Origin of the sequence: Mesorhizobium sp. ES1-4 (genome assembly GCF_020164745.1) — a bacterium.
GTDB lineage: Bacteria > Pseudomonadota > Alphaproteobacteria > Rhizobiales > Rhizobiaceae > Mesorhizobium.
Genome location: NZ_JAIUGV010000008.1, coordinates 126031 through 152522, shown reverse-complemented (window position 1 = coordinate 152522; position 26492 = coordinate 126031). Strand labels below are relative to the sequence as shown.

The window sequence follows — 26492 nt, the reverse complement described above, 5'->3', positions numbered from 1 at the left end:
TCATTCCTTGACGCCGCCCTGGGTCAACCCTTCGATGATGTGGCGCTGGAAGAACAGCACCAGAAGGATCAGGGGCACGGTCACCACGGCGGAAGCCGCGGCGATATCGCCCCAGGGGACATAATAGAGGTTGGTGAAGTTGGCGATGCCGACCGGAATGGTCTGCCGGTCGATGTTGGAGGTAAAGGCGAGCGCGAACAGGAATTCGTTCCAGGCGGTGATGAAGGCAAGCAGGCCTGTGGTCACAAGGCTCGGCAGCGACATCGGCAGGATGATGCGCCAGAGCAGGCCGGGAACGCTGACGCCGTCCATGCGCGCCGCCTCGTCGATCTCGCGCGGCAGCGTCTCGAAATAGCCGAACAACACCCAGGTCACGAGCGGCAGGCCAAGCGCCAGGTAGGTGATGATCAGCGCCGTGTAGGTGTCGAGCAGGCCGAGATTGGTGGCGACCAGATAGAGCGGGCCGACCAGCGCGATCTGGGGGAACATCGATACCGACAGGATGACCATCAGGATGCCGAAGCGGCCCTTGACGTTGAGCCGCGACAGCGCGAAGGCTGCCAGCGACCCCACGAACAGGCACAGGAACGTCGTCGCCAGCGAAACCACCAGCGAGTTCCAGACATAGCGGTGAAGCTGCTTCTCGAAAAAGGCGTTGTAATAGTGCTCCAGCGTGAAGGGATGCGGGATCAGCGAGGGAGAGCCCGAGGTCAGCATCTTGTCGAGTTGGAAGGAGGTCGAGAACTGCCACAGGAACGGTCCGCCCGACCAGACCAGGATCAGCAAGGCGCCGGCATAGATGACGAATGTCCGCAGCGGCGAGCGCGTCTCGTTCATTGCGCCCTCCTGATCTGGCGGACGAGATAGACAACGAAGACCAGCGCTATGACGCCTTCGGTGATGAACATCGCCGTCGACACGGCCGAGCCGTAGCCGAACTGCAGTGTCGAGAACAGCACCTTGTAGGACAGCGTCGACAGCGTCTCGGTCGAATCCGCAGGACCGCCGCCGGTCAGCACATAGACAAGGTCGAAGACGCGGAAGGCGTCGAGCGCGCGGAACAGGCCGGCGATCAGCAAGGTCGGCATCAGCAACGGCAGGCGTATGTGCCAGAAGGTGATCCAGCCCTTGGCGCCATCCATGCGCGCCGCCTCGATCAGCGAATTGGGCACGGTCTGCAGACCGGTCAGCAGCAGCAGCGCCATGAACGGCGTCGTCTTCCAGACATCGGCGATGATGATGGTGATCATCGCCGTGCTGGTGGAGCCGTACCAGTTGACGTTCTGGTCGATCAGCCCGGCATGCAGGAGAATGTAGTTGATGATGCCGTTCTGACCGTCGAACAGCCAACCGAACATCTTCGAGGTGACGACAGTAGGCATCGCCCACGGAACCAGCATGGCGGCGCGGACGAGCCCGCGTCCCTTGAAGGCCTCGCACAGGATCAGCGCCATGCCGAGCCCGATCAGGGTCTCCAGCATGGTCGAGGCCGCGGTGAACCACATCGTGTGCCACCAGGCGTTCCAGAACTGCGGGTCGCCCCAGAGTTGCACGTAGTTGGCAAAACCGGTGAACTCCTGATCCTGGGTGATCAGCGAGGTGTTGGTGAGCGAAAGGTAGAGCCCGTTGACGATCGGATAGAAGGAAACCGACGCCAGCGACACGAAGGCCGGCGTCAGCAGGATGAGGACCCAGAAGGCGCCGGGAAGCGCCCTGCCGAGCCGCCGCGGCCGGCCAGCACTGGAAATAGTGGCGGCCGCGGTCATCGTCAGGCGACGATCTTGGTGATCTGGTCGGCGAGCGCGTCCATCTCCGCCTGGACCTTGCCGGAGACCAGCGCCTTGGAGATGCCGGACTGCAAGGCGAGCGTCACCTTGGCATATTGCGGCGTCTTGGGGCGTGCCGTGGCGCCGGTGAACACGTTCTCCAGGCTCGCCATGAAGGGCTGCTCCTTCTTGATCTGCTCGTCCTGGAACAGCGCCGGGCGCGTCGGTGCCAAACCGAAATTCAGCGCGATGCGGTGCTGGGTCTCGGTCGACGATAGCCAGGTCAGGAGTTCGATCGCGGCTTCGCGCTGCTTGGAGTTGGCGTTGACGCCGAGCTGGTAGCCGCCGAGGCAAGCAGAACTCTTGCCGCCGGGGAAGGACGGCAGTGGTGCTACGCCAACCTTGTCGACGACCTGCGAGGCCTTGGGGTCCTGCGCGATCGGATAGACATAGGACCAGTTACGCATGAACATCGCCTTGCCCGAGGTGAAGGGCTGACGCGACGGCTCTTCGTCCCAGGACAGTACGTCCTGCGGGCTGATCTTGGTGGTTGCGATGGTGTCGTGCAGGAACTGGATCGCCTCGACCGCGCCCTTCTGGTTAATCAGCGACGACTTGCCGTCGGGCGCCAGGATGGCTCCATTGTTGGACGTGATGATCTCGACCGCGTCGCAGACCAGGACCTCGGCCTGCTTGCCCTGCCAGAGATAGCCGAAATCGATGTCCCCGGCCTTCTGCGCGGCCGCTGCAATGGTCGCCATGTCGGGCCAGGTTTCCGGCACCTTGCCGCCATGCTTTTCCAGCACATCCTTGCGGTAATAGAACATGCCCGAATCCATGAACCAGGGAAGGGCCGTGAGCTTGCCGCCATAGGTACAGGCATCAAGGGTGCCGGTGAAGTAGGCGCTACGCTTGTCGGCCGGGAAATACTCGTCGAGCGGCAAAGCCCATCCGGCTGCGGCAAAGCCGGCGATCCAGATTACGTCCTGACTGAACACGTCGGGCGTGCCGTTGCGGCGGGCGAGCTGCTGCACAAGGCCTTGGTAGACCTCGGTGGAAGAACTTGGCGGCGGCAGCTCGATATTCTTGACCAGGACGCGGTCCTGCGATTCGTTGAAGGCCTTGATCAGGTCGCCGAAGGTTTCCTTGCCGAAGAAGGCCGCACTTGCGAAGCTGATTTCGGCACGCGACTGGGCACGGGCACGGCCCATGCCGAGGGACGTCCCTGCCCCGAATGCCGCCGCGCCGAGAAGGCCGGCGGAGCCAATGAGAAACTGGCGGCGATCGGCGATCGTCACATGGCCCACGGGCTTAGAGTCGGCGGTCGGCCGTTTTTTCATGTCTGTCATTTTTTCCTCCTAGGGCTGGCAGCCTCCCGATGTCGCGCCAGCATTTCCGCATGTTCTATAAAAATTTTACGCGCGTCAATATTTAAAATGTTGTATAGCGATTTCGAAAGCGATCCGGCACCGTCGCGACGGATCGGGCAGACGTGACCGCATTGGGAGGTACAACAGAATATGCAGGCAAACTCACAGGCCAAACTCGGTATCGGCGTCATCGGATGCGGCAACATCTCGATGACCTACCTGCGCAACGCCGCGCTCTTCGGCGGTGTCGAATTGCGCGCCTGCGCCGACATTTCGGCTGAGATGGCAGCGTTGCGGGCCAAGGAATACGGCATCCGGGCACTCGGCGTCGATGCACTGCTGGCCGACCCCGAAATCGACCTCGTCCTCAACCTGACCATTCCGGCGGCGCATTTCGACATTTCGTTCTCCGCCCTGTCCGCCGGCAAGCACGTTTTCACTGAAAAGCCGCTCGCAACCTCGGCCAGCGACGGCCGTCGCCTGGTGGCCGAGGCGACCGGGCGCGGTGTGCTGCTCGGCTCGGCGCCCGACACCTTCCTCGGCGCCGCCGGCAGGCGCGCGCGCCGGCTGATGGACGAGGGCGCGATCGGCCGGCCGGTCACCGGCACCGCCTTCATGATGGGGCGCGGCATGGAACACTGGCACCCAAATCCGCAATTCTACTACCAGCCGGGCGGCGGTCCGGTGTTCGACATGGGACCCTATTACCTGACCATGCTCGTCAACCTGCTCGGCCCGGTCAGCCGCGTCATGGCAATGGCGACACGCGGCCAGGAGGAACGGTTGATATTGGCCGAAGGGCCATTCAAGAACACCAAATTCAAGGTCGGCACGCCAACCAATGTGCTGTCGCTGCTCGAATTCCGCTCCGGTGCCACCGTCACCTTCGGCGCCTCATGGGATGTCTTCAGGCATTCCAACCATCCGATCGAACTGCACGGCACGGAAGGCTCGCTGCGCCTGCCCGATCCGGACACGTTCGGCGGCACCGTTTCGCTCTCCGAACGCGGCGCCGACTGGAAGGATTTCGCCAGCGAAGGCGAACTTTACGGCGCCCGCAACTGGCCTTACGCGGCGCCCGACCGCGCCAATTACCGCATGCTCGGCGTCGCCGACCTGGTGCGATCGCTGAAATCGGGCGCAGTTCCTCGCGCTTCAGGCAATCTGGCGCTGCATGTGTTGGAAATTATGGAAGCGATCCTGCATTCGGGCGAGACGAAAAGCTCGGTCGCCATTGCCGGTGACGTCGCCCAGCCGGCTCTGCTCACCGAGGACGAGGCGCGCGGCCTGCTGGCCTGACCCGCAGCGGAGATGACGATGACACTCGATCCGGACGCACTGCGTGCCCTCGAAATCGGCCGGGTCGCCGGCGGCGAACCATTCGAGAATGGCAGCGTGGCGGCGGCGCGGGCCGCGTACAACGCTTCGTTCCCGACCCAGCAGGGCGAGCCCGAGCCGGTGGCGGCAACCGAGCAGCGGCAGATCGACGGGCCGAACGGCCCAGTCACGATCCGCATCCATCGCGGCATCGGCGCGTCGCGGGCCGGGGCTCGCGCCGTGCTCTATTTGCACGGCGGCGGCTGGGTCATCGGCAATCTCGATTCGCATGACGAGATCTGCCGCTGGCTGGCCAATCTCGGCAACGCCATGGTCGTGTGTCCCGACTACCGGCTGGCGCCCGAGCACAACTTTCCCGCCGGGCTCGAGGATTGCGCGGCGGTGCTGCGCTTCATGGCCCGGAATGCCGGAGAACTCGGCATCGACCCGGCCCGCATTGCCGTTGCCGGCGACAGTGCCGGCGGCAATCTCGCCGCCGTGCTGGCATTGCGTGCGCGCGACCGGCTGGCGCCGCCGCTTGCCGCCCAGATCCTGATCTATCCCAACACCGATGCCCGCCAGACGGCGGACAGTTACCGGCGTTTCGGCGACGGCTTCGGGCTCGCCGCCGCCACGATGGCCTGGTTCCGCGACCACTATGTTCGAACGCCGGACGACATTGCGGACTGGCGCGTATCGCCACTGCTGGCCCCCAGCCTTGCCGGCGCACCGCCGGCCTTCGTCGCGATCGCCGGACACGACATCCTCGCCGACGAAGGCACGGCTTATGCCGAGCGCCTGCGGGCCGAAGGTGTGCCGCTGGTGCTGCGGCACTGGCCGGGTCAGATCCACGGCTTCGTGTCGATGGGCCGCCATATACTGGCGGCGCGGCAAGCGGTGAGCGAAGCGGCGGCCTGGCTCCACCTCGAGACGCGTGCTCAGGCCGACTGACGCATCACCAGCGTTGCTCCGAGCTTAACGTTGCGCGCCAGATCCTGGCCGGGTGGGTCAGCCTCGTCCAGCAATGCCAGCAGGATCTCGACGCTGCGGCCGGCCATGGCGGCGAAGTCCTGCGCCATGGTGGTCAGCGCGGGACAGGTGTAGCGGCTCAGCGGATGATCGTCATGGGCAGCGACGCGAAAATCGCAATCGGCGCGGCGGCCGATCTTCAGCCCGCGCGAAAAGGCAGCCGCCATCACGCCGAAGGCGAGACGGTCATTGGCGCAAAGCAGCGTGCGGGCCGGCAGGCCACCTTTCTCGAGCGTCCTGTCCATCCATTCATGGCCGATGCGCTCGAAATCCCAACTGTAGTCACCCGCCGCCTTGAGAACGACGGGCTCCAGGCCGGCAGCCTGCATCGTGTCGATATAGCTTTGCAGGCGTTCGCCCGAATTGTGGTTGACGTGCGGAATGTCGACATAGACCGGCGGTTCGCCGGACCGGCAGAGATAATCGACGATCGTCGAGGTGCTCTGGTGGTTGTCATTGCCGACGAACGGCGTGTCGCCCTCGATATAGGTGTCGAAATAGACGATCGGAATCTCCTCGCTCATCCGCTCGAAGACGCCGGGTTCGGAAACCCGTCCCAAAGGAGCGACGATGGCGCCGGCGACCTTCAGCGACATCAGCGTCCTGACCGATTCCACTTCCAGCTTCGGCGAACCGTGCGAGGAGATCACGATCGGCCAAAACCCTTCGTCGCGGCAGCGCAATTCGATGCGGCTGACCATCTCGGCGTAGAACGGATCGGTGATCGCCGGCACGACGATGCCGACATTGCGGGTGCGCTTGCGGTTGAGATTGCGCGCGAAAACGTTCGGCTGATAATCCGAGGAACGAAGCGCCGCCTCGATGCGCGCCCGCGTCGCCGGCTTCACGCTGGCCGGATCGTCGAAATACTTCGACAGGGTTGGCCGCGACACGCCTGACGCCCTGGCGAAATCGTCCATCGTGCGGTGGGTCTTCTCCGCCATCGATATTCAGGCCCCTTTACCCTCAGTGCCAGCCTTCAATGCGAGCCTTCGCGCTCTGGCCAGAATCAGTCTTGCGACCGTCGCGGTGAGGCAGCATTGCTTGACCGAACTTATTCAGTCAAATTTCCACGTTTCCAATACAACGCAAAAGCATTGCGCACGTCAAATTATTTGTTGACGCTCCGAAAATCACCACTTAGGCTTTGTGCCGGCACGGACATGGAAAAACACTCGGCAACCGTACGCCGACCGTCCGGCGGATGGTGAGGACATGAAAAAACTGGTTTGCGCCGGCGAGATCCTGGTCGAGATCATGGCCGAGCGGATCGGCCAGAGTTTTCGCTTTCCCGGGCCGCTGGTCGGCCCGTTTCCATCTGGCGCTCCCGCCATCTTCATCGATCAGGCGGCGCGGCTCGGTCAGCCGGCGGGGCTGATCGCGGCGGTGGGCGACGACGATTTCGGCCATTTGAACATCGAGCGCCTGCGTGCCGACGGCGCCGACATCTCGGCCATCACCGTCCATCAGGGTGCCGCGACCGGAACCGCCTTCGTCACCTATGAGGCCGATGGCAGCCGGCACTTCGTCTACAACATCAAGCAGAGTGCCGCCGGGCTGATCCAGATCGGTGCGGAAGCGCGCGCGCTACTGGCCGGCGCCGAGCATTTTCACGTCATGGGAACATCGCTGTTCTCGCCCGAGGTGATCGAAGTTGCCCGCAACGGTATCGGAGCCGTCAAGGCGCGCGGCGGCACGGTCTCCTTCGATCCCAACATCCGCAAGGAGATGCTCGATCTGCCGGGCATGCGCGACGCCTTGCACTTCGTGCTCTCCAAGACCGACGTGTTCCTGCCGAGCGGGCCGGAACTCTTCACCTTCGCCCAGGCAAGCGACGAGGAGAGTGCGGTGCGCGAGATGCTGGACCGCGGCATCTCCGCCGTGGTCGTCAAGAAAGGCGCGCAAGGCGCGGTTCACTACGACCGGTCGGGGCGAACCGCTTCACCCGGCTTCGTCGTCGAGGAGATCGATCCGACCGGAGCCGGAGACTGTTTCGCGGCAGCCTTCGTCTCCTTTTGGCTGCGTGGAGAAGCGCCTCGGAGGGCGCTCGAGATCGCCAATGGCTGCGGCGCGCTGGCGGTGACGAAGAAGGGACCGATGGAGGGCATCGCCTCGCTGGCCACTGTCGAGGCGTTCATCGCCACCGCCCGGGCCGGAGCACCGGCATGAGCCGGGCGACCGAGAGGCTGGCCAGCATCGCCCTGCGTCGCGCCGCCGGCGAACGGCGTGGCATCGCCTCGATCTGCTCGGCCCATCCGCTGGTCATCGAAGCGGCGTTGCGCCATGGCAAGGCGCGCGGCGCCGACGTGCTGATCGAGGCCACCTGCAACCAGGTCAACCACGAGGGCGGCTATACCGGCATGACGCCTGGCGATTTCCGCCGCTTCGTAGAGACGATCGCCGGCAAGGCCGGCTTTCCCCTGGACAGGCTGGTGCTCGGCGGCGACCATCTCGGCCCCAATCCCTGGAAGCACTTGCCGGCGCCCGAGGCCATGGAAAAGGCATCGCGCATGGTGGATGCCTATGCCGGGGCCGGCTTCACCAAGATCCACCTGGACGCCAGCATGGGCTGTGCCGGCGAAGGCGCTGCCCCGCCCGACGCGACGATCGCGGCGCGCGCCGCCGAACTGGCCGGGGTGGCGGAAGCCGCGGCCGAACGGACAGGCGGCACCAAGCCTGTCTATGTCATCGGCACGGAAGTACCGGTGCCGGGCGGCGCCGTGGAAGCGATGAACCATCTGGCGGTGACGACACCTGAGGCCGCGAGCGAGACCGTACGCATCCACCACGATGCCTTCAGCCGGCACGGTCTCGACGAGGCCTTCTCGCGGGCGATCGGCGTCGTCGTGCAGCCGGGCGTCGAGTTCGGCAATGCCGAGGTGATCGCCTACCGGCCCGAGCGTGCCCGGGCGCTCGCCGGCACGCTGCGAGATCTGCCGCAATTCATCTTCGAGGCCCACTCGACAGACTACCAGACGGTCGCGGCGCTGAGCGCCCTGGTCGATGACGGTTTCGCCATCCTCAAGGTCGGGCCATGGCTGACCTTCGCGCTGCGCGAAACGCTCTACGGTTTGAGCCACATCGCCGACGTTCTTGCGCCCGACCCGGCTCGGGAGAGCCTGCCGGCGGCGATGGAGCGCGTCATGCTGGCGGCGCCTGGCCATTGGAAGAATTACTACCACGGCTCGGAGGCCGAGCAGCGGATCGAGCGGCATTTTTCCTACAGCGACCGCATCCGCTACTATTGGCCGGCGCAGGCAGCGCGGCACGCCGTGGAAGCGCTGATGCAATCGCTCGGAGAGCGCGACATCCCCTCACCCCTGATCAGCCAGTATCTCGGCCGTCTCGACGGTGCGGTGGCGAGCGGTTCCGTCGCGCCAAAAGCCAGGGAACTCCTGATCGCGGGGGTGACGGATATTCTCGACATCTACGCCGGCGCAACCGGCTGATCCGGCGGCTAGATTAGGATCCCGGCGAAGCATCTGCCGACGGTAAACCCGAGCCCATGTACGCCTTCAGAAAGGCAGGCCGACGTAGTTTTCCGCCAACGCCGTCGATGCCGCCCGCGAGTGCACGAGGTAGTCGAGTTCGGCCTCCTGGATGCGCTGGCCGAAATCGCCGGTGTCGGGAAAACGATGCAGCATGGTCGTCATCCACCAGGAAAAGCGGACCGCCTTCCAGACGCGCGCCAGCGCCGTTTGCGAATAGGCGTCGATGCCGGCCATGGATTTTTCGCGATAGAAGTCGCGAAGGCCGGCAAAGAGATAGCGCACGTCGCTGGCGGCGAGGTTCAGACCCTTGGCGCCCGTCGGCGGCACGATGTGGGCGGCGTCGCCGACAAGGAACAGCCGGCCGAAGCGCATCGGCTCGGCGACGAAGGAGCGCAGCGGCGCGATCGACTTTTCGAAGGACGGCCCGGTCACGACGCTCGCCGCCGTCCGCTCCGGCAAGCGGCGGCGCAACTCGTCCCAGAAGCGGTCGTCGGACCATGCCTCGACCTGGTCGTCCTGTGGGCACTGGACGTAGTAGCGGCTGCGATGCGTCGAGCGCATCGAGCACAGCGCAAAGCCGCGCTCGTGGTTGGCGTAGATGAGTTCATGATCGGCCGGCGGCACTTCCGCCAGTACGCCAAGCCAGCCGAACGGATATTGCCGCTCGAAGGTCTTCAGCGCGCCCGCCGGCGCCGATTTGCGGCTGGCGCCGTGGAAGCCGTCACAGCCGGCGATGAAGTCGCAGTCGATGCGGAGCGACACGCCTTCCTTCTCGTAGGTGGCGAACGGCGCGGCGCCATCGAAACCGTGGAGCGAGACGTTCAATGCCTCGTAGATGGTGGTCAGCCCAGCGGCGTCGCGCTTGTCCATCAGATCATGCGTCACCTCGGTCTGGCCATAGACGGTGACATGCTTGCCCCGGGTCAGCGCCGTGAGATCGATACGATGCAGCCGACCGTCGAAGGCGAGCGCGATGCCGGAATGCGGCAAGCCTTCGGCATGCAGCCTTGCCGCAGCACCAGCCTGTTCCAGCAATTCGACGGTGCCTTGTTCCAACACACCGGCACGCACGCGGCCGAGCACATGCTCGCGGCTGGAGCGCTCGAGGATGACTGTCTCGACACCAATGCCGGCCAGAAGCTGCCCAAGCAGTAGGCCGGACGGTCCCGAGCCAACAATCAGAACCTGGGTGCGCATCAGTGGCCGAGACTTTCGATCCGCGCGACCAGTTCGGCGGCAAGGCGCAAGGACGCGGCGGTGGCGACAACCATCTGCGGCAGCAGCAGCCATTCCAGCGTCCAGGCAGCGCCCGAGCGCTCCTGTTCATGCACCAGCGCCTGATGCATGCCGGAAAGCTGCGTGGCGTTGAAGCGCGCAAGCGCCACCAGCGCTTCGGCCTTCACCGGGTTCTGCTTGTGCGGCATCGCCGACGAGCCGCCACCGCCCGACAGCTCGATGTCGTTTCCACCCTGCGCCAGCAGCGCGATGTCCTGGCCGAACTTGCCGAGACTTCCCGTCGTCAGCGACATCAGGCCGGCGAAGTCGGCGAGCGTATCACGCTGGGTCTGCCATTGCGGCGCATCGGCAAGACCGAGCCTGGCGGCAAGGCCCGCACGCACCGCCGGCCCCTTGTCGCCAAGCTTTTCCAGCGTGCCGGCAGCGCCACCGAACTGCACGACGAGCAGGCGCCCGGCAAGTTGCGACAGCCTCTCCTGGTGCCGCTGCAGGGGTGTCCGCCACGCTGTCGCGCGATCGGCCACTTTGATCGGGATCGCCGCCTGCATACGCGTTATCGCGGTCAGTGCCCTGCCTCCGAAGCGCTCCTCCAGAGAGGTGAGCCTTATGATGGTCTCGGTCAGCAGCAGGCCGAGATGCTCGACGACGGATTTCAACCTGAGCACAAGGCTGGTGTCGATGACGTCCTGGCTGGTCGCGCCGAAATGGACGGAGCCGCCATGCGGTTCGCCGACGGCCAGTTTGATCTGGCGCACCAGTTCCGGCACCACGACGCCGTCCTTGGTGACGCCGGCACGCAGCTTGCCGGTATCCGGCCGGAACGAGGCAAGCGCCTTGACTATCGCGGCCGCGGCCTCCCTGGGGACGATGCCGCAGTCGGCCTCGGCTTCGGCCAGCGCGCGTTCGAAGGCGAGCATAGCGGCAATATCGGCTTCCACCGAAAACTGCCTCGCTGCCTCCTCATCGCCGAGCAGGCCGGAAAGCAGCGGGTGGTCGAAGGGCGATACAGTCATGTCCTGCTCCTTTCGTCCGTCAGCTGTCGAAGAAGACCGTTTCCTTCTCCCCCTGGAGATGGACGTCGAAGACGTAAGCGTTGCCCTGCCGCTCGGCGATCAGCGTCGGCACGCGGACGCTGTGCTCGATACGGGCCAGGATAGGATCTCCGGCATTGGCCTCTTCCTCGTCGGAAAAATAGAGCCTTGTGTGCAGACCGAGGTTGATGCCGCGCGCGACGATCCAGAGCGTGATGTGCGGCGCCATCAGGCGGCCGTCGCGGAACGGCACGCGGCCAGGCTTGATCGTCTCGAATACGCAGAGGCCGGTTTCCATGTCGGTAGGGCGGCGGCCCCAGCCCTGGAAATTCGGATCGGCGGCACCGCGCATCTCCGCGGGCGAATTGTAGAGCCCGTCGGCATCCGCCTGCCAGATCTCGATCAGCGCGTCCTTCAGGGGCGTTCCGGTGCCGTCGAGCACGCGGATGCGCAACTCGATGCGCTCGCCCGTGGTCCGCTCGTTGACCATGGCCAAGCCAAGATCGTTTTCATAGATGCCGCCTATGCCGCAGAAATTCGGCGTCAACCCGATATGGACATAGGGTCCGGCGGTCTGCGAAGGGCTCTCCTTCCGACGGTCGAGCGACTGCGCCATCAATTTCCCTCCGGCCTGTTCTCGAACAGCGTCGAGCGGCGCCCGCGCAGCACGATATCGAATTTGTAGGCAAGCGCGTCCATCGGGATTGTCGACTGCAAGTCGAGCGCGGCAATCAGCGCTTCAACGGCCGCCTTGTCGCGAATGCCGCCGACGATCGGACAGCGCCAGATCAGCGGATCGCCTTCGAAATACATCTGCGTGATCAGCCGCTGCGCGAAGCCGTGGCCGAAAAGCGAAAAATGGATGTGCGCCGGCCGCCAATCGTTCGGGCCATTCGGCCAGGGGTAAGGACCGGGCCTGACAGTGCGAAAGGCATAGGAGCCATCCTCGCCCGAAATGGCGCGGCCGCATCCGCCGAAATTCGGGTCGAGCGGCGCCAGATAGCCGTCCTTCTTGTGACGGTAGCGGCCACCGGCATTGGCCTGCCAGAATTCGAGCAGCGCACCGGGGACGCCAACGCCGCGCTCGTCGAGCACCCGTCCATGGACGATGATGCGCTCGCCGATGGCGCTCTCGCCCGGCCTGGCGAAATTGTGGATCAGGTCGTTGTCGCGTTCGCCGATCATGGCATGGCCAAACACAGGCCCGGTCAGTTCCGACAGCGTGTTGTCGAACGACAGCAACGCCTTCTGCGGAGAACGCAACACAGAACTCTTGTAGCCCGGCGTGAACGCCGGCGGATGCCACTGGCGGTCGCGCTGGAAGAAGGCACCGGTTTCCGGCGTCCGGTTGGAGCCGGGCTCAGCGGACATCGTTGGCTCCGTCCATTTCCGAAAACACGTCCTTGGCTATTCTGAAAGCGCGGTTGGCCGCCGGCACCCCGGCATAGATCGCGACATGCAGGAACGCTTCGCAGATATCCGCGCGCGTCGCACCGGTGTTGGCGGTGGCACGCACATGCAAGGCGACCTCCTCATCATGGCCGAGTGCGGCCAACAGCGCCAGCGTGACGATCGAGCGCTCGCGCTTCGAAAAGCCCGGCCGCGCCCACACCGTTCCCCAGGCGGCCTCGGTGATCAGTTCCTGAAACGGCTGATCGAAATCGGTGGCGGCAATTTCCGTACGGTCGACATGACGATCGCCGAGCACCGATCGCCGCACCGCCAGGCCGGTGCGATATCTGTCTGCGTTGCCGGGGACTTCATCCATGGGTTTGTGCTCCAGAAGCAAGCGATGCGATGAAATCACGGATCAGCGCGACCAGCGCCTCCGGCTGTTCGACGCAGGGAATGTGTCCGGCGTCGCGGATGATCTCGAAACGCGCGCCGGGAATCAGCGCGGCCAGCGAGCGGACAAGATCGGGAGGCGTCGAGCCATCCTGATCGCCGGCGATGCACAGCGTCGGCACCGCGATGCGGCGCGCGACGTCGGTGAAATCGGCATCGCGAACCGCCATGCAGGTTCCGATATAGCCGGGCAACGCCTGTCTGGTCAGCATGTTGCGGCAGCCGGCAAGATCGGCTGCGCGCGCGGCATGGAAATCCTGCGTGAACCACACTTTCATCACGCCATCGGCAATGTCCTCAATCCCGTTGCTCTCGACCGTCGCGATGCGCGCATTCCAGCTGTCCGTCGTGCCGATCTTGTGGGCCGTGTCACACAGGATCAGGGCCTCGACGATCCCCGGGCGCCTGGCATAGAGTCCTTGCGCAATCATGCCGCCGACCGACACGCCGCACAGCACGACCTTCTCCAACCCGAAATGATCGATAAGCGCGGAGAGATCGTCGACGTGATCGTCTATCGACATGATGTGGCCAATGTCGGACAGCCCGTGGCCGCGCTTGTCATGGACGAGCACCGGCATTTCCCCGGCAAGCGCTGAGACGACCTCGTCCCAGATGCGGAAGTCGGTGCCGAGCGAATTGATGAACACCACCGGCGGTGTCCCGCCGCTCGCCTCGACATATCGGTGATGCAGCGCGATGCCGCCAAGGGTGACGAATGGCACGATTTCAATCCTCCACCTCCACATTGCACAAGGCATTTGGTTCGGTAAAATGATATTTTTCGCCGTTTCATTAACTCGGGGGTTATCGAATTATTTCCGAGAGCCGCATCCGGTTCCGTCACCTGCAGGCATTCCTGGAAGTCGCGCGACAGGGCAGCGTGGCTCGCGCCGCCGATTTTCTGCATGTCAGCGCGCCGGCGGTGACCAAAACGCTACGTGAGTTGGAAGAAGCGCTCGGCGTCGCTGTCGTCGAGCGTGACGGGCGCGGCATCCGCGTTACGAGGCTTGGCGAGATTTTTCTCAGCCATGCCGGTTCGGCGATTACGGCCCTGAAGCGCGGCGTCGATTCCGTTCGCCAGGACGGCGCCGTCAATCGCCATCCGATCCGCATCGGCGCGCTGCCGACGGTGTCGGCGAAGGTCATGCCGCGAGCGATGAGCCAGTTCCTGAAGGAAGACACAGGCGCCGCGCTCAAGATCGTCACCGGCGAGAACGCCGTGCTGCTCGAACAATTGCGCACCGGTGCGCTCGACCTTGTCGTCGGACGGTTGGCGGCGCCCGAGAACATGACCGGCTTCTTCTTCGAACATCTCTACTCCGAACAGGTGCTGTTCGTGGTGCGTGCCGGACATCCGCTGCTGAAGCCGGGAGCCGACATCTTCGCCAGCCTCGACGATTTTCCGGTGCTGATGCCGACCCGGGAGTCCGTCATCCGCCCCTTTGTCGATCGCCTGTTCATCACCAACGGCATGACCGCGCCGGCCACCGAGATCGAGACCGTCTCGGATTCGTTCGGCCGCGCCTTCATGCGACAGAGCAATGCGGTGTGGATCATTTCGGCCGGTGTGGTCGCCAACGAGATCGCGAGCGGCGCTTTCGTCGCCTTGCCCGTCGACACCGAGGAAACCAAGGGACCGGTCGGGCTGACGATGCGCACTGATACCGCCCCTTCACCCGCCTTCTCGATCCTGCTGCAAACCATTCGCGAGGCGGCAATGCCGGGCAAGTGAGGCCCTGAACGGCCGGGAGGCCTTCGACTCAGGGTGAAGGGCGAGGACGAGGCCGTGCGGGTCGCCAACGACACCGAATACGGCCTGTCGTCAGCGGTGTTCAGCCGCGACATCAAACGTGCCATGGCGGTCGCCGCCCGTATCCAGGCAGGCATCTGCCATATCAACGGACCGACGGTCGGGGACGAAGCGCAGATGCCGTTTGGCGGCGTCAAGGGCTCCGGCTATGGCCGCTTTGGCGGCAAGGCCTCGATCGCCGAATTCACCGATTTTGCGCTGGGTGACGATCGAGGACCCGGGCCAGCACTATCCGTTCTGAGCAGGCTTTGCTTCGGCGGCTGACCGTCAGACAGCCAGCGACGGCGTGAAGCGGACGCTGGCGGATTGCTTCTGGCCAGGCTGCAGCACGATGCAGCCGGTGTCTATCTGCTCGTCGCCCATCCGGTTGAAGGCATCGGTGATGTTGCTGACCGGCTCGGCGCAAAAGAAAGGCGCGCCCTGCGGCGTGTAGAGGACGAAGAAATCGAGCGGCGCCTCCGCCTCGATGTCCAACTGCCGTGCGTGTTCGGGCCAAGAGATCCGGGCGCGGCGCGCCCATCCGGTGAAGACCGTGTCGAAACCCACTTCCGACACGTCAAATCCGATGGATGGATCGGCCCCAGCCGGCGGCAGGACATGCCGGATGGGCAGCACATCCGCATCGGTCTCCCACATGCCGGACACCTGTGCCTGGACATGCGTCCACGGCGTCGCCGGGAAATAGGGATGCAGGCCGAAGCCGACCGGCATCGGCTCGTCCGAAAGGTTGCGCACGGCAATGGTCACGGAAAGCCTGCCTTCGGACAGCCTCATCTCTTGCTCGGCTTCGTAGCTCCACGGCCAGAGATCGGCGGCGTGGCGATAACGCAGGACGATCGTGCTGGCTTCCCGGCGCACGACCGTCCATGGCCGGCGCCAGCCATGGCCGTGTTCGTGATGTGGATCGTCTGGACCTGTCCGCAGTTGAATGGAGCGCCCCGCGAATTCGAAGCGGCCACCCCTGATCCGGTTGGAATAGGGCACGAGCGGAAAGCAGGCCATGGCGCCGGCGTCGCCACCGCTGATGGTCGCTGGATCGGCCGGCCGCAGCCAATCCACGGCCGCGCCATCCAGCCACCAGCGGTATGACGCCACGGCGCCGCCGGCTGCCGGAACAACTTCAACGGTCGCGATGCCGTCACTGATCGAGACCAGCTCCGTTTGCTGCGCGGCGGCCACAGCGGAATTCTTTGTCATTGGCACTTCCCCATCCCTTGACTCCAATGGCCATAGCTATAAGACATATCATATGAATAGTATGAAGAATAAGAAATCTTTCAGCACGGCGCGAACGTCCCGAGTTGCCGTCGCGGTTTCCAGCGGTTCCACCGCGCTGCACGCGACAGTCGTCGAGCAGATCGGCCTGCGCATCGTGCAAGGCGACTTCCTACCGGGCGAGGCCCTGCCCAATGCGGATGATTCGAGCGAGATGCTGGGGGTCAGCCGCACGGTGTTGCGCGAGGCGATCAAGGTTTTGGCCGGCAAGGGGCTTGTCGAATCGCGGCCGAAGACCGGCACACGGGTGCGTCCGCGCTCCGACTGGAATTTCCTCGACCCCGACGTGCTGTCATGGCGCTATGCCAGCAATGTCGGCGCCGAGGATGTCCGGGCGCTGTTCGAATTGCGCCGGGCCATCGAGCCGATGTCGGCGGCGCTCGCAGCCCAGCGCGCCACGCCGGCGCAGATCGCCGAGATCCATGCAGCGCTGGTCGAAATGGAAGCCGTGAGCGACGATGGCGACCGCTTCGCCAAGCCCGACCTGGTGTTCCACCAGACCATCCTGCGCATGACCGGCAATGAGCTGATCGGCTCACTGGCGGCACTGGTCGAAACCGCTCTGGTGATGAGCTTTCGCCTTTCCAACGACAATCCGGAAGGGCAACGCCACTCCTTGCCGCTGCACCGGGAAGTGGCCGAGAAGATCGCCGCCGGCGACGCTCCAGGCGCACAAAAGGCGCTGCTGGTGCTCATCGACAACGCCGAGGACGACGTGCGCCGCAGCGTCGAGAACCGCAACAAACGCCGCAACGATCGGGGCCAGCAATCGTGACCGAGACCAAACGCAAACTGCGGTCCGAAGCCTGGTTCGGCGGTGAAGGCAAGAACGCCTTCATGCACCGCAGCTGGATGAAGAATCAAGGCATCCCGGCAGACGCTTTCGACGGCCGCCCGGTGATCGGCATCTGCAACACGTGGTCGGAACTGACCCCCTGCAATGCGCATCTGCGGGCGCTTGCCGATCACGTCAAGCGCGGCGTCTACGAAGCCGGCGGCCTGCCGCTGGAATTCCCTGTGATGTCGCTTGGCGAAAGCAACATGCGCCCGACCGCAATGCTGTTTCGCAACCTGGCCAGCATGGATGTCGAGGAGTCCATCCGCGGCAATCCGATCGATGGCGTCATCTTGCTGGTCGGCTGCGACAAGACCACGCCGGCGCTGCTGATGGGGGCCGCCTCGTGCAATCTGCCGACCATCGCCGTTTCCGGCGGGCCGATGCTGAATGGCAAGTTCCGCGGGCAGGACATCGGCTCGGGCACCCATGTCTGGAAATTCGCCGAGGAGGTCAAGGCCGGCCGCATGCCGGTCGCCGACTTCCTCGCCGCCGAGCAGGGCCAGAGCCGGTCGGCGGGCAGTTGCATGACGATGGGTACCGCTTCGACCATGGCCAGCATGGTGGAAGCGCTCGGCATCGGCATGCCGGACAATGCCGCGATCCCGGCGGTGGATTCGCGCCGCAGCGTGCTTGCGCAGACGGCCGGACGGCAGATCGTCGATCTCGTCCGCCGCGACGTGACGATTGCACGGATCCTCACCAGGCAAGCCTTCGAGAATGCCATCCGCGTCAATGGCGCGATCGGCGGCTCGACCAATGCGGTGCTGCATCTGATCGCCATCGCCAACCGGGTCGGTGTCGATCTCAGCCTCGATGACTGGGACCGCCTTGGCCGTGGCGTTCCAACCATCGTCGACCTGATGCCGTCGGGCCGGTTCCTGATGGAAGATTTTTACTATGCCGGGGGGCTAGCTGCGGTCATGGCGTCGCTTGATGAAGTGGGGCTTCTTCATCGCGACGCCATGACCGTCAGCGCCAAGACCATCGGCGAACTGATCGACGGCGCGCCCAACTACAACAGCGAGGTCATCCGGCCGCTGAGCGAGCCGCTGACCCGGGAAGGCGGCATCTCGATCCTGCGTGGCAATCTGGCGCCCGATGGAGCGGTCATCAAGCCGTCGGCGGCGACGCCCGAATTGATGCAGCATCGGGGCAAGGCGGTCGTCTTCGAGAACATCGAGCACTACTACGCCCGGATCGACGATCCAAAGCTGGATATCGACGCTACCTCGGTGATGGTGCTGAAGAATTGCGGTCCGCGCGGTTATCCCGGCATGGCCGAAGTCGGCAACATGCCGCTGCCGGCCAAGCTGCTCAGGGAAGGCGTCTCCGACATGGTGCGCATCTCGGACGCTCGCATGAGCGGCACCGCCTATGGCACCGTGGTGCTGCATGTGGCGCCCGAGGCGGCGGCAGGGGGCGCGCTGGCGCTGGTACGCGACGGCGATCTCATCGAGCTCGACGTCGCCGGGCGGCGGCTGGAGCTTCTCGTTTCTGACGAAGAGCTGGCGATCCGCCGCCGCGACTGGAAGCCTCCGGCGCCACCCGAAGGCGGCTACCAGAGCCTCTATGTCGAGCGCGTGCTGCAGGCCGACAAGGGCTGCGATTTCGACTTTCTCGTCGGCCGGCGCGATGCCGGCATCCCCCGCCATTCACACTAAAGAGCGCGCGATGACGGATCAGATCGGCAACTACGCGACCTACCCCAGCCTCAAGGGCCGCAGCGTGTTCATAACCGGGGGCGGCAGCGGCATCGGCGAAAGTCTGGTGCGCCATTTCTGCGCGCAAGGCAGCCGCGTCGCCTTCGTCGACCTGGCGCAGGAACCTTCGCGACGCCTGGTCGACGCCATCGCGACCGAGGGACATCCCGCCCCGCTGTTCATCCCGTGCGACCTGCGCAATGTCGAAGAGCTGCAAGCCGCCACCGCGCAGGCGGCGCGGCACAACGGCCCGATCCAGGCACTGTGCAACAATGCCGGCAATGACGATCGCCATCAAACCAAGGACGTTTCGGTGGCGTATTGGGACGACCGCATGGCGGTCAATCTGCGCCACCAGTTCTTCGCGGCCCAGGCGGTTCGGCCGCAGATGAGCGCGCATGGTGGCGGCTCGATCATCAATTTCGGCTCCATCACCTGGATGGTCGGCGATCCCGATTGCCCGGCCTATGTCACCGCGAAAGCCGCAGTCTACGGCATGACGCGGGCGCTGGCACGCGAACTCGGCCCCGAGCGCATCCGCGTCAACTGCATGGTGCCCGGCTGGGTGATGACAGAGCGCCAGATGCGGCTGTGGCTGAATCCGGCCGGCGAACGCCAGATCGCGGAGCGGCAATGCCTGCCCGACCGGCTGCAACCCTCCGATATCGCGCGCATGGCGCTGTTCCTCGCCGCCGACGACAGCCTGATGTGCACGAGCCAGCAGTTCATCGTCGATGCGGGCTGGGTGTGACCGGTATAGCCTCAAAGGGAAGAAGGGTATTTCATGCGTCTTGTTCAGTACACAACGCTCGATAGCGGCAGGCTCGTCGGCCGCGTCTCCGACGATGGCAATCGCCTGCATCCGCTCGACGAGACCAGCAGCGTGCTGGAATTGGCGCAAGCGGCAATCGCGCAGGGTGCGTCCATCGCGTCGCTGGTCGAGAAGCGCACAGGCACGGCATCCGTCGACTATGACGAGCTGTTGCGCGATGGCCGCGTGCTCGCTCCCGTCGACCATCCGGAACCGGCACGATTCCTGGTCACCGGCACCGGCCTCACCCATACCGGAAGTGCGGCCGCGCGAAACCAGATGCATGTGCTGACCCATGGCGAAGGCGCCGCGGAATCCGACTCCCTGAAGATCTTTCGTATGGGGTTGGAGGGAGGCAAGCCCGGCGCAGGCAAGATCGGCATCCAGCCCGAATGGTTCTTCAAGGGCGTCGGCACATGCGTCGTGCCGCCCGGCGCGCCGCTGCCGATGCCGGCATTCGCAAAGGCCGGAGCCGAGGAAGCCGAGATCGTGGGGCTCTATCTCAACGGACCGGACGGTCATCCCTATCGCATCGGCTATGCGCTCGGAAACGAATATTCCGACCACGTGACGGAGGGCGAGAACTACCTCTATCTCGCCCATTCCAAGCTCCGTTCCTGTTCGATCGGCCCGGAGCTGCTGATCGGCGATCTGCCGGAAGAAGTGCGCGGTCATTCCCGCATCACGCGCGACGGCGCCGTCATCTGGGAACAGGAGTTCCTGTCGGGCGAAGCACACATGTCGCACTCGATCGCCAATCTCGAACACTACCATTTCCGCTACCCGATGCATCGCCGGCCAGGCGACCTGCACGCCTATTTCTTCGGCGCGGCGGTGATGAGCTACGCCTCCGGCGTCCAGACGGCTCCCGGCGACGAGTATGAAATCCAGGCACCGGCATTCGGCAAACCACTGCGCAACCGGATGGAAAAGGTGCCGGACGAAGGACTGGTCACCGTCACCCGGTTGTGACGGCGAAAGTCCGGAAATCACGGTCCACCAGAAAGAAAATGGGAGATTAAAATGGGACTGAAAAGACTGTTTCTGAAAATGGCGATCGGCCTGGGCATCGGCCTGATGACCTCGGCCGCATTCGCCGCCAACCTTCGGGTTCTGGCCTGGGACGGCTATGCGGACGCTGACTGGGTGAAGGACTTCACCGCCAGCACCGGCATCGGCGTCGATGTGGTGTTCATCGGCAGCGATGACGAGATCTGGGCCAAGATCAAGGGCAGCGAAGGGCAGGACTTCGATGTCTTCGCCGTCAACACCGCCCAGTTGCAGCGCTACATCAAGGCCGACCTGGTGTCGCCAATCGACATCACGAAACTGCCTAACCAGAAGGACGTGCTGCCGCGCTTCCGCGACCTGTCCCAGGTGAGCGGCGACACCAAGGACGGCAAGGTCTACGGCATTCCGTTCTGCTTCGATTCCATCGGGCTGATCTATGACACCGACAAGGTCAAGCCGGCGCCGACCTCGATGTCGGTCCTGTGGGATCCGGCCTACAAGGGCAAGATCCTGGCTTATGACAATGGCGAGCACAATTTCTCGTTCACCGCGCTGACGCTCGGCTACAAGGATCCGTTCAACCTCGACGCTGAGCAGATGGCGGCGGTCAAGGCCAAGCTGGTCGAGCTCAAGCGCAACGTGCTGAGCTTCTACACCACCGCCGACGAGGCGCAGCAGATCTACCAGAACAATGACGTTGCTCTGATCTGGGCCAATTATGGCCAGCAGCAGGTCAAGGCGCTGCAGAAGATCGGCGCCCACGTCGCCTACGTCAACCCGAGCGAAGGCGCGCTTGCCTGGCTCGACAACTGGGTGATCTCCAAAGGTGTCCGCGACAATGCGGCGGCCGAGAAGTGGATCGACTTCATGCTGAGCAAGAAGATCGGCGGCGAGCTTTCCGAGCGTACCGGCTTCGGAAACACCGTGGTCGAGTCAAGCAGCGCCGGCGGCAACGACAAGCTGGTCTGGCTCAACAATGTCGAAGACCCGCTCAAGCGTTCGGACATGTGGAACGAGGTCAAGGCGACGCCCTGATCCTTTCCACGCGTGACTTCGAAACAGCGGCGGCCCGGACGTTCCGGACCGCCGAAGCGTATGCGAGAATAGTCCATGAACCAGAACACCGACCTCTTGACGCTGCGGTCCGTTTCGAAAGCCTACGGCACGGTTCCCGTGCTGCACGACATCGACCTGTCGATCCGGGACGGCGAATTCCTCACCGTTCTTGGGCCGTCGGGTTCGGGCAAGACCACGGTCCTGCGGCTGATCGGCGGGCTGGAGCCGTTGACCTCGGGCGAAATCCGGCTGGACGGCGAAGACATCAGCCGCATGCCGATCAACCGGCGGCCGTTCAACACCGTGTTCCAGGATTATGCGCTGTTCCCGCATATGACCGTTTCCGGCAATGTCGGCTACGGGCTTTCGGTGCGGCATCTCAAGCGCACGGAGATCGCGCGGCGTGTCGGAGAAGCTCTCGATCTTGTGCAGCTCGGGCTCTTTGCCGAGCGTTTCCCATCGCAGCTTTCCGGCGGCCAGCGGCAGCGCGTTGCGCTCGCCCGGGCGCTGATCTGCCAGCCGCGCCTGATCCTGCTCGATGAGCCGCTCGCGGCACTGGACCTCGAATTGCGCCGGCAGATGCAGGAGTTCCTCAAATCCATCCAGCGCGAAATCAAGACCACCTTCCTGTTCGTCACACACGACCAGGAAGAAGCCATCGGCATGGCCGACCGGATCTGCGTCATGCAGGCTGGCCATATCCGCCAGCTCGGCACGCCGCATGAGCTTTACTACAAACCGAATTGCGAATTCGTGGCGCGCTTCTTCGGCGAGAACAATCTGGTGGCAGGAAAGCTCGGCCCCGTGCAGGGCGAGCAGCGACCGATCGAGACGGCGCTCGGACGCCTGGTCTGCTCGATCGGCGGCCAGCCGCATCTCAAGGCCGCTCCCGATGGCGCCAGCGCCTTCGCGGCGTTCCGTCCGGAAGCCTTGCATCTTGCGGATGCAACGGACAGCGGCAACCGCTTTTCCGGTACCATCGCCGACTTGGCTTTTGCCGGTTCATCCACCGTCGCCACGATCGCGGCGGGTGCCGATAATGCCTCGCAACGCCTGCGGCTGCGCATGCCGAGCCGGATCGGCGGCAGCGTGCTCAAGTCAGGCGAGACGGTCTCACTTTCATTTGCGCCGCACGAAGGCCATCTGGTGCTGGCATGAGCGGAGCCGGCTCGACAGATTCCGCGGAGCGGCTGTTGTCGCGGTTGGTGACGATGCTGGCCTTCGCCTTGCCGGTGATCTTCGTCCTCGTGCCGCTGGCGATCTTCCTGGTCTACAGCTTCTTCAGCGTCGACCAGGGCACGATCGTCCATGTACCGACGCTCGGCAACTATGCCAGGTTCTTCACCGATCCGATCTTTCTGCCGGTATTCTGGAACACCATCGTGCTGTGTGTGTCGGTGGCGGTGATCTGCATCCTCCTCGCCTATCCCGCCGCCTATTTCCTGACGACGCTGAAAGGGCGCTGGCGTTACGCCTTGCTGATGCTGCTCCTGGTGCCGCTGCTGATGAGCTACGTAATCAAGATCTACGCGATCCGCAGCATCCTCGGCCTCAACGGCTTCCTCAACAAGGCGCTGGTGGCGCTCGGCATCCTGGACCAGCCATCGACACTTTTCGTGTTCAACATGAACGCCATCCTTCTGACGCTGAGCCTGCTTTTGATCCCCTTCGCCATCCTGCCCATCTTCCTGTCGCTGGAGCGGATTCCGCAAACCCTGCTGCGTGCCTCGGATGATCTGGGCGCCAGCGGCTTGCAGACGTTCCTGCGCATCACCTTGCCGCTCAGCATGCCCGGGGTCGCCTCGGCGGCGAGCTTCGTCTTCGTGCTGGCGATCGGCGATTTCCTGACCCCGCAGATGGTCGGCGGGATCAGCGGCTTCACCTTCGGCCGCATCCTCTACAGCCAGTTCGGCACCGCCTACAACTGGCCGTTTGGCGCGGCGCTGTCGGTGGCACTGGCGATCGTGGTGATCGCCGCCATTCTCGTCGGCGAACGGTTTGGACGCAGCCGGGGGACGTCGGTATGATCGCGCTGCCCCGGCCTTCCACGATCTTCCTGGCCGCGATCACGGCGCTGGTCGCGGTGCTGCTCTACAGCCCGCTGTTCGTGCCGATCGTGTCGTCGTTCTTCACCATTTCACATGGCAATGTCGACTGGTCGTCGCCCACCCTTTCGACCTATGTGACGCTGGCTGGAAACCATGAGATTCTGGCCGCCTTGCGCACCACGCTGATCGTTGGCCTCTGTACCGTCGTGCTCTCGGTGATCAGCGGAACGCTGCTTGCGCTCTACTATCACGGCCGGCGCTCGGGGCGCTCTTACCTGCAGTTCATCATCTTCCTGCCGTTCCTGATGCCGCCTGTCATCAGCGGCCTGGCGCTCCTGATCTTCTTTCGCGAGATCGGCCTCGAACGCTCGCTGCTGACCGTCGTCATCGGCCATACGGTCTTCGTGCTGGCGATCGTCTATCGCACGGTGCTGATGCGGCTGCAGTCGATGAGCCGTACGCTGGTGGAAGCATCCTACGATCTCGGCGCGACGGGGTGGCAGACCTTCTGGCGCATCATCCTGCCGAACCTATCGAGCGCCATGATCGGCGGCGCCATCCTGGCCTTCGCGCTGTCGTTCGACGAAACCATGATCACCATCCTGGTCACCGGCACACAAAGCACGCTGCCGGTCAGGCTGTGGGCGATGATGCGGCTTGGTTTTTCCCCCGACATCAATGCGCTGGTGGCGCTGATCCTGATGTTCACCGTGCTGCTCTGCGTGCTCGCCGCCCGTTTTCTGATCCCCAGGCAGATGGCGACGGAACGGAACTGAGATTCAAGCTACTGGGCAGAGGTCGAAGACTCGTCCCGGATTCAGAATGTTCTTTGGGTCGAACGCCGTCTTCAGTCTCCGCATCGCCCCGATTTCGGCGTCGCTGCGCACCAGGTGCAGCCATTGCTTCTTGTCGAGGCCGATGCCGTGCTCGGCCGAGACGCCGCCTCCGGCCGCCGCCACGCCGCGATAGATGATGCCATATGCCGCCGCCGGATCGACGGTCAGGACCTGATAGTGCAAATTGCCGTCCCCAAGATGGCCGAAGACATAGACCTCCGCGCCGGGATCGACGGCATGAATGGCGGCATCCGCTTCGTCAAGGAACGCTCCCATTCGCGCCAGCGGAATGCTGATGTCGACGCTGATCAGGCCTTTCATCGAAAACAGGACGCGGTTGGCGTCTTCGCGCACATCCCAGAGCGCGCGGAATTCGCGCGGCGACTGCGAGACGACGACATCCTTGATGACGCCATCCTCGACCGCCTGCATCAGGACCTCGGCGAAGCGCTCAGCGTCGCGTTCGGGCTCGCTGCCCTGGATTTCGGCCAGCACATAGAGCGGTGAGCCTGCCGGCAATGGCGCCGGCATGGCCATGCTGGCGGCCATGACGTCATAGAGCGGCGCGAAGTTGACCTCATAGGCGGACAGCAACGGACCGAGCTTTTGCCGCAGCAGCCCAAGCAAAGCGATCGCCGCATCGAGCGAAGGCAGCGAGCAGAAGGCGTTCACCTCGGATGCGGGCTTTGGATGCAGCCTGAGCGCGGCGCGGGTGACGACGCCAAGCGTCCCTTCCGCGCCGATAAAGAGCTGGCCGAGGTCGTAGCCGGAATTGTCCTTGGGCAGGCCCTTGAGCGAAGTCAGGATGCTGCCATCGGCAAGCACGGCCTCAAGCCCCAGCACCTGCGCCCGGTACATGCCGTAGCGCAGCACGCGGATGCCGCCGGCATTGGTGGCGATGTTGCCGCCGACCGTGGCGGAGCCGCGCGCGCCGATATCGACACCGAACATCAGCCCGACGCCGTCGGCCGCCTCCTGCACCGCCTGCAGTGTCGCGCCGGCTTCGGCCACGATGGTGGCTGCCTGAGTGTCCGGAGCGGCGAGGCCAGTCATGCGCTCCAGCGACAGCACGATCTCGCCCGGCTGGACGCGCGCGCCGCCGGCCAAACCGGTGCGTCCGCCCTGGACGACGACCGGCTGGCCAAGAGCGTTGCACGCGGCGAGTGCCGCCGCGACACCCTCGGTATCGCGTGGGCGCAGCACCATTTCGGGATGCGTTCCGAGCTTGCCGTCGGGATCGTCCCGATAGCGCTGGTCGACGTCGGAGCCGGCGAGCACGCCGCCCGCGCCCAGCCTACCGCCAAGAGCGGACAGAAGTCGTTCTGCTTCAGTCGACATTGCCAATCCTATCCCCCACCAGTCGGCGCGAAGATTTCCGCGAGAACCGCGGCCGCCACGGCGATGTCCTGTTCAAGGGAAGCCCGGACGGCTAGCCCATTGCGCTGCTCCAACGCGGCGACAATCCTGTGATGCGCGTCGTTCGACTGCGGAATGTAGCGGTCGGTCTGCATCAGCAGCTTCAGGTAGGGGCCGACCCGGCCCCAGAGGTCGCGGATCATGTTCAAGAGGATCGGCGCGCCGGCATGCTGGTAGACGGCGAAATGGAAGGCTTCGTTCAGCGAGAGATAGGCCTTGGCGTCGCCGGCCTCGATGGCGCTCTGCATGCCGGCCAGCGTCGCCTGTATGTCAATCAGTCCGCCATCGGTCATCCGTGACGCGGCCATCTCGCCCGCCAGTCCCTCGACGGCGATGCGGATAAAGGTCAGTTCATCGAATGCGGAGGCCGACAGCAAGGGCACGATGATCGAGCGGTTGTTCTGCATTTCCAGAAGCCGCTCGGCGACCAGCCTTTGCAGCGCCTCGCGGATCGGTGTGGTCGAAATGCCAAAGGTCTCGGCGAGCTTGCGGATGACCAGCGTCTGGCCCGGGCTGAAGCCGCCCGAAATCAATTCCTGCTTGAGCGCGCCATAGGCGCGATCATTGAGGGTTTGATGTTCGAGCTTCAGCATGTGCGCCCGC

The 26492-nt window shown here is 64.4% G+C and carries 26 protein-coding genes and 1 pseudogene; 14 read left to right on the top strand and 13 right to left on the bottom strand.

Annotated elements, in window-relative coordinates:
- From LB556_RS17075 to LB556_RS17065, 3 genes are read right to left on the bottom strand one after another with little or no spacing between them, the layout of a single operon-like run.
- Window positions 1-837 (bottom strand): carbohydrate ABC transporter permease, encoded by an 837-nt coding sequence (locus LB556_RS17075; RefSeq protein WP_224568899.1) that lies wholly within the window; start codon window positions 835-837, stop codon window positions 1-3.
- A complete protein-coding gene (locus LB556_RS17070) occupies window positions 834-1766 on the bottom strand; it encodes a carbohydrate ABC transporter permease (protein WP_224568898.1) in 933 nt (310 codons plus the stop codon). The genes LB556_RS17075 and LB556_RS17070 overlap by 4 nt, the downstream gene beginning before the upstream one ends.
- A 2-nt stretch (window positions 1767-1768) precedes the next feature.
- Window positions 1769-3115 carry an ABC transporter substrate-binding protein gene (locus tag LB556_RS17065; protein ID WP_224568897.1) on the bottom strand — a complete coding sequence of 449 codons (1347 nt, stop codon included), beginning with the start codon at window positions 3113-3115 and terminating at the stop codon, window positions 1769-1771.
- A gap of 171 nt (window positions 3116-3286) precedes the next feature.
- Between LB556_RS17065 and LB556_RS17060 the strand changes: the two genes are divergently transcribed.
- Window positions 3287-4435, top strand: a complete 1149-nt coding sequence (locus LB556_RS17060) for a Gfo/Idh/MocA family protein (protein ID WP_224568896.1) — start codon at window positions 3287-3289, stop codon at window positions 4433-4435.
- Window positions 4436-4453: 18 nt separating this feature from the next.
- Window positions 4454-5404, top strand: coding sequence for an alpha/beta hydrolase (locus tag LB556_RS17055; RefSeq protein WP_224568895.1), 951 nt, complete (start codon window positions 4454-4456; stop codon window positions 5402-5404).
- Here the strand turns inward: LB556_RS17055 and LB556_RS17050 are convergent.
- Window positions 5392-6426, bottom strand: a complete 1035-nt coding sequence (locus tag LB556_RS17050; RefSeq protein ID WP_224568894.1) for a LacI family DNA-binding transcriptional regulator — start codon at window positions 6424-6426, stop codon at window positions 5392-5394. The two genes, LB556_RS17055 and LB556_RS17050, sit on opposite strands and share 13 nt — an antisense overlap.
- 271 nt (window positions 6427-6697) lie before the next feature.
- Between LB556_RS17050 and LB556_RS17045 the strand changes: the two genes are divergently transcribed.
- Both LB556_RS17045 and LB556_RS17040 read left to right on the top strand, forming a co-directional pair.
- Window positions 6698-7651 carry a sugar kinase gene (locus LB556_RS17045; protein WP_224568893.1) on the top strand — a complete coding sequence of 318 codons (954 nt, stop codon included), beginning with the start codon at window positions 6698-6700 and terminating at the stop codon, window positions 7649-7651.
- A complete protein-coding gene (locus LB556_RS17040) occupies window positions 7648-8931 on the top strand; it encodes a D-tagatose-bisphosphate aldolase, class II, non-catalytic subunit (RefSeq protein ID WP_224568892.1) in 1284 nt (427 codons plus the stop codon). The genes LB556_RS17045 and LB556_RS17040 overlap by 4 nt, the downstream gene beginning before the upstream one ends.
- Window positions 8932-8997: 66 nt before the next feature.
- Here the strand turns inward: LB556_RS17040 and pobA are convergent, their stop codons facing one another.
- The 6 genes from pobA to pcaD are packed head-to-tail and all read right to left on the bottom strand — an operon-like array spanning window position 8998 to window position 13810.
- Window positions 8998-10170 (bottom strand): 4-hydroxybenzoate 3-monooxygenase, encoded by a 1173-nt coding sequence (gene pobA / locus LB556_RS17035; protein ID WP_224568891.1) that lies wholly within the window; start codon window positions 10168-10170, stop codon window positions 8998-9000.
- Entirely contained in the window at window positions 10170-11222 is a 1053-nt protein-coding gene (locus tag LB556_RS17030; RefSeq protein ID WP_224568890.1) for a 3-carboxy-cis,cis-muconate cycloisomerase, read from the bottom strand. Before LB556_RS17030 ends, pobA begins: the two co-directional genes overlap by 1 nt.
- A gap of 19 nt (window positions 11223-11241) precedes the next feature.
- The gene (gene pcaG / locus LB556_RS17025; RefSeq protein WP_224568889.1) at window positions 11242-11856 is read right to left on the bottom strand and encodes a protocatechuate 3,4-dioxygenase subunit alpha; all 615 of its coding nucleotides are present in this window, start codon (window positions 11854-11856) and stop codon (window positions 11242-11244) included.
- On the bottom strand, window positions 11856-12611 hold the full coding sequence (pcaH, locus tag LB556_RS17020) for a protocatechuate 3,4-dioxygenase subunit beta (RefSeq protein ID WP_224568888.1): 756 nt from the start codon (window positions 12609-12611) through the stop codon (window positions 11856-11858). Before pcaH ends, pcaG begins: the two co-directional genes overlap by 1 nt.
- Entirely contained in the window at window positions 12601-13008 is a 408-nt protein-coding gene (gene pcaC, locus LB556_RS17015) for a 4-carboxymuconolactone decarboxylase (protein ID WP_224568887.1), read from the bottom strand. The genes pcaH and pcaC overlap by 11 nt, the downstream gene beginning before the upstream one ends.
- Window positions 13001-13810: a 3-oxoadipate enol-lactonase gene (gene pcaD, locus LB556_RS17010; RefSeq protein WP_224568886.1), complete on the bottom strand. Its 810-nt coding sequence runs from the start codon at window positions 13808-13810 to the stop codon at window positions 13001-13003. The genes pcaC and pcaD overlap by 8 nt, the downstream gene beginning before the upstream one ends.
- Window positions 13811-13902: 92 nt before the next feature.
- Between pcaD and pcaQ the strand changes: the two genes are divergently transcribed.
- Complete coding sequence (pcaQ, locus tag LB556_RS17005; protein WP_224569085.1) at window positions 13903-14820, top strand: pca operon transcription factor PcaQ; 918 nt, start codon at window positions 13903-13905, stop codon at window positions 14818-14820.
- A gap of 30 nt (window positions 14821-14850) precedes the next feature.
- Window positions 14851-15139: pseudogene (locus LB556_RS17000) on the top strand (aldehyde dehydrogenase family protein); the annotation flags it as partial.
- 26 nt (window positions 15140-15165) lie between these two features.
- On the opposite strand, the gene LB556_RS16995 reads toward LB556_RS17000, so the two are convergent.
- Window positions 15166-16095, bottom strand: a complete 930-nt coding sequence (locus LB556_RS16995; protein WP_224568885.1) for an aldose 1-epimerase — start codon at window positions 16093-16095, stop codon at window positions 15166-15168.
- 52 nt (window positions 16096-16147) lie between these two features.
- Here LB556_RS16995 and LB556_RS16990 point away from each other — a divergent pair, with 52 nt between their 5' ends.
- The 8 genes from LB556_RS16990 to LB556_RS16955 all read left to right on the top strand — a co-directional run bounded on the left by LB556_RS16990 (window position 16148) and on the right by LB556_RS16955 (window position 24413).
- On the top strand, window positions 16148-16948 hold the full coding sequence (locus LB556_RS16990; protein WP_224568884.1) for a FadR/GntR family transcriptional regulator: 801 nt from the start codon (window positions 16148-16150) through the stop codon (window positions 16946-16948).
- On the top strand, window positions 16945-18672 hold the full coding sequence (locus LB556_RS16985) for an IlvD/Edd family dehydratase (protein WP_224568883.1): 1728 nt from the start codon (window positions 16945-16947) through the stop codon (window positions 18670-18672). The genes LB556_RS16990 and LB556_RS16985 overlap by 4 nt, the downstream gene beginning before the upstream one ends.
- Before the next feature lie 10 nt (window positions 18673-18682).
- Window positions 18683-19462, top strand: coding sequence for an SDR family NAD(P)-dependent oxidoreductase (locus LB556_RS16980; RefSeq protein ID WP_224568882.1), 780 nt, complete (start codon window positions 18683-18685; stop codon window positions 19460-19462).
- Between the two features lie 33 nt (window positions 19463-19495).
- Window positions 19496-20494: an AraD1 family protein gene (araD1, locus tag LB556_RS16975; protein ID WP_224568881.1), complete on the top strand. Its 999-nt coding sequence runs from the start codon at window positions 19496-19498 to the stop codon at window positions 20492-20494.
- A gap of 51 nt (window positions 20495-20545) precedes the next feature.
- On the top strand, window positions 20546-21568 hold the full coding sequence (locus LB556_RS16970; RefSeq protein WP_224568880.1) for an ABC transporter substrate-binding protein: 1023 nt from the start codon (window positions 20546-20548) through the stop codon (window positions 21566-21568).
- Between the two features lie 75 nt (window positions 21569-21643).
- Complete coding sequence (locus tag LB556_RS16965; RefSeq protein WP_224568879.1) at window positions 21644-22747, top strand: ABC transporter ATP-binding protein; 1104 nt, start codon at window positions 21644-21646, stop codon at window positions 22745-22747.
- Complete coding sequence (locus LB556_RS16960) at window positions 22744-23616, top strand: ABC transporter permease (RefSeq protein ID WP_224568878.1); 873 nt, start codon at window positions 22744-22746, stop codon at window positions 23614-23616. Before LB556_RS16965 ends, LB556_RS16960 begins: the two co-directional genes overlap by 4 nt.
- On the top strand, window positions 23613-24413 hold the full coding sequence (locus LB556_RS16955) for an ABC transporter permease (protein WP_224568877.1): 801 nt from the start codon (window positions 23613-23615) through the stop codon (window positions 24411-24413). Before LB556_RS16960 ends, LB556_RS16955 begins: the two co-directional genes overlap by 4 nt.
- A 3-nt stretch (window positions 24414-24416) precedes the next feature.
- On the opposite strand, the gene LB556_RS16950 is transcribed toward LB556_RS16955, so the two are convergent.
- Entirely contained in the window at window positions 24417-25811 is a 1395-nt protein-coding gene (locus tag LB556_RS16950) for an FAD-binding oxidoreductase (protein WP_224568876.1), read from the bottom strand.
- 8 nt (window positions 25812-25819) lie between these two features.
- Window positions 25820-26482 (bottom strand): GntR family transcriptional regulator, encoded by a 663-nt coding sequence (locus LB556_RS16945; protein WP_224568875.1) that lies wholly within the window; start codon window positions 26480-26482, stop codon window positions 25820-25822.
- Window positions 26483-26492 lie beyond the last annotated feature (10 nt).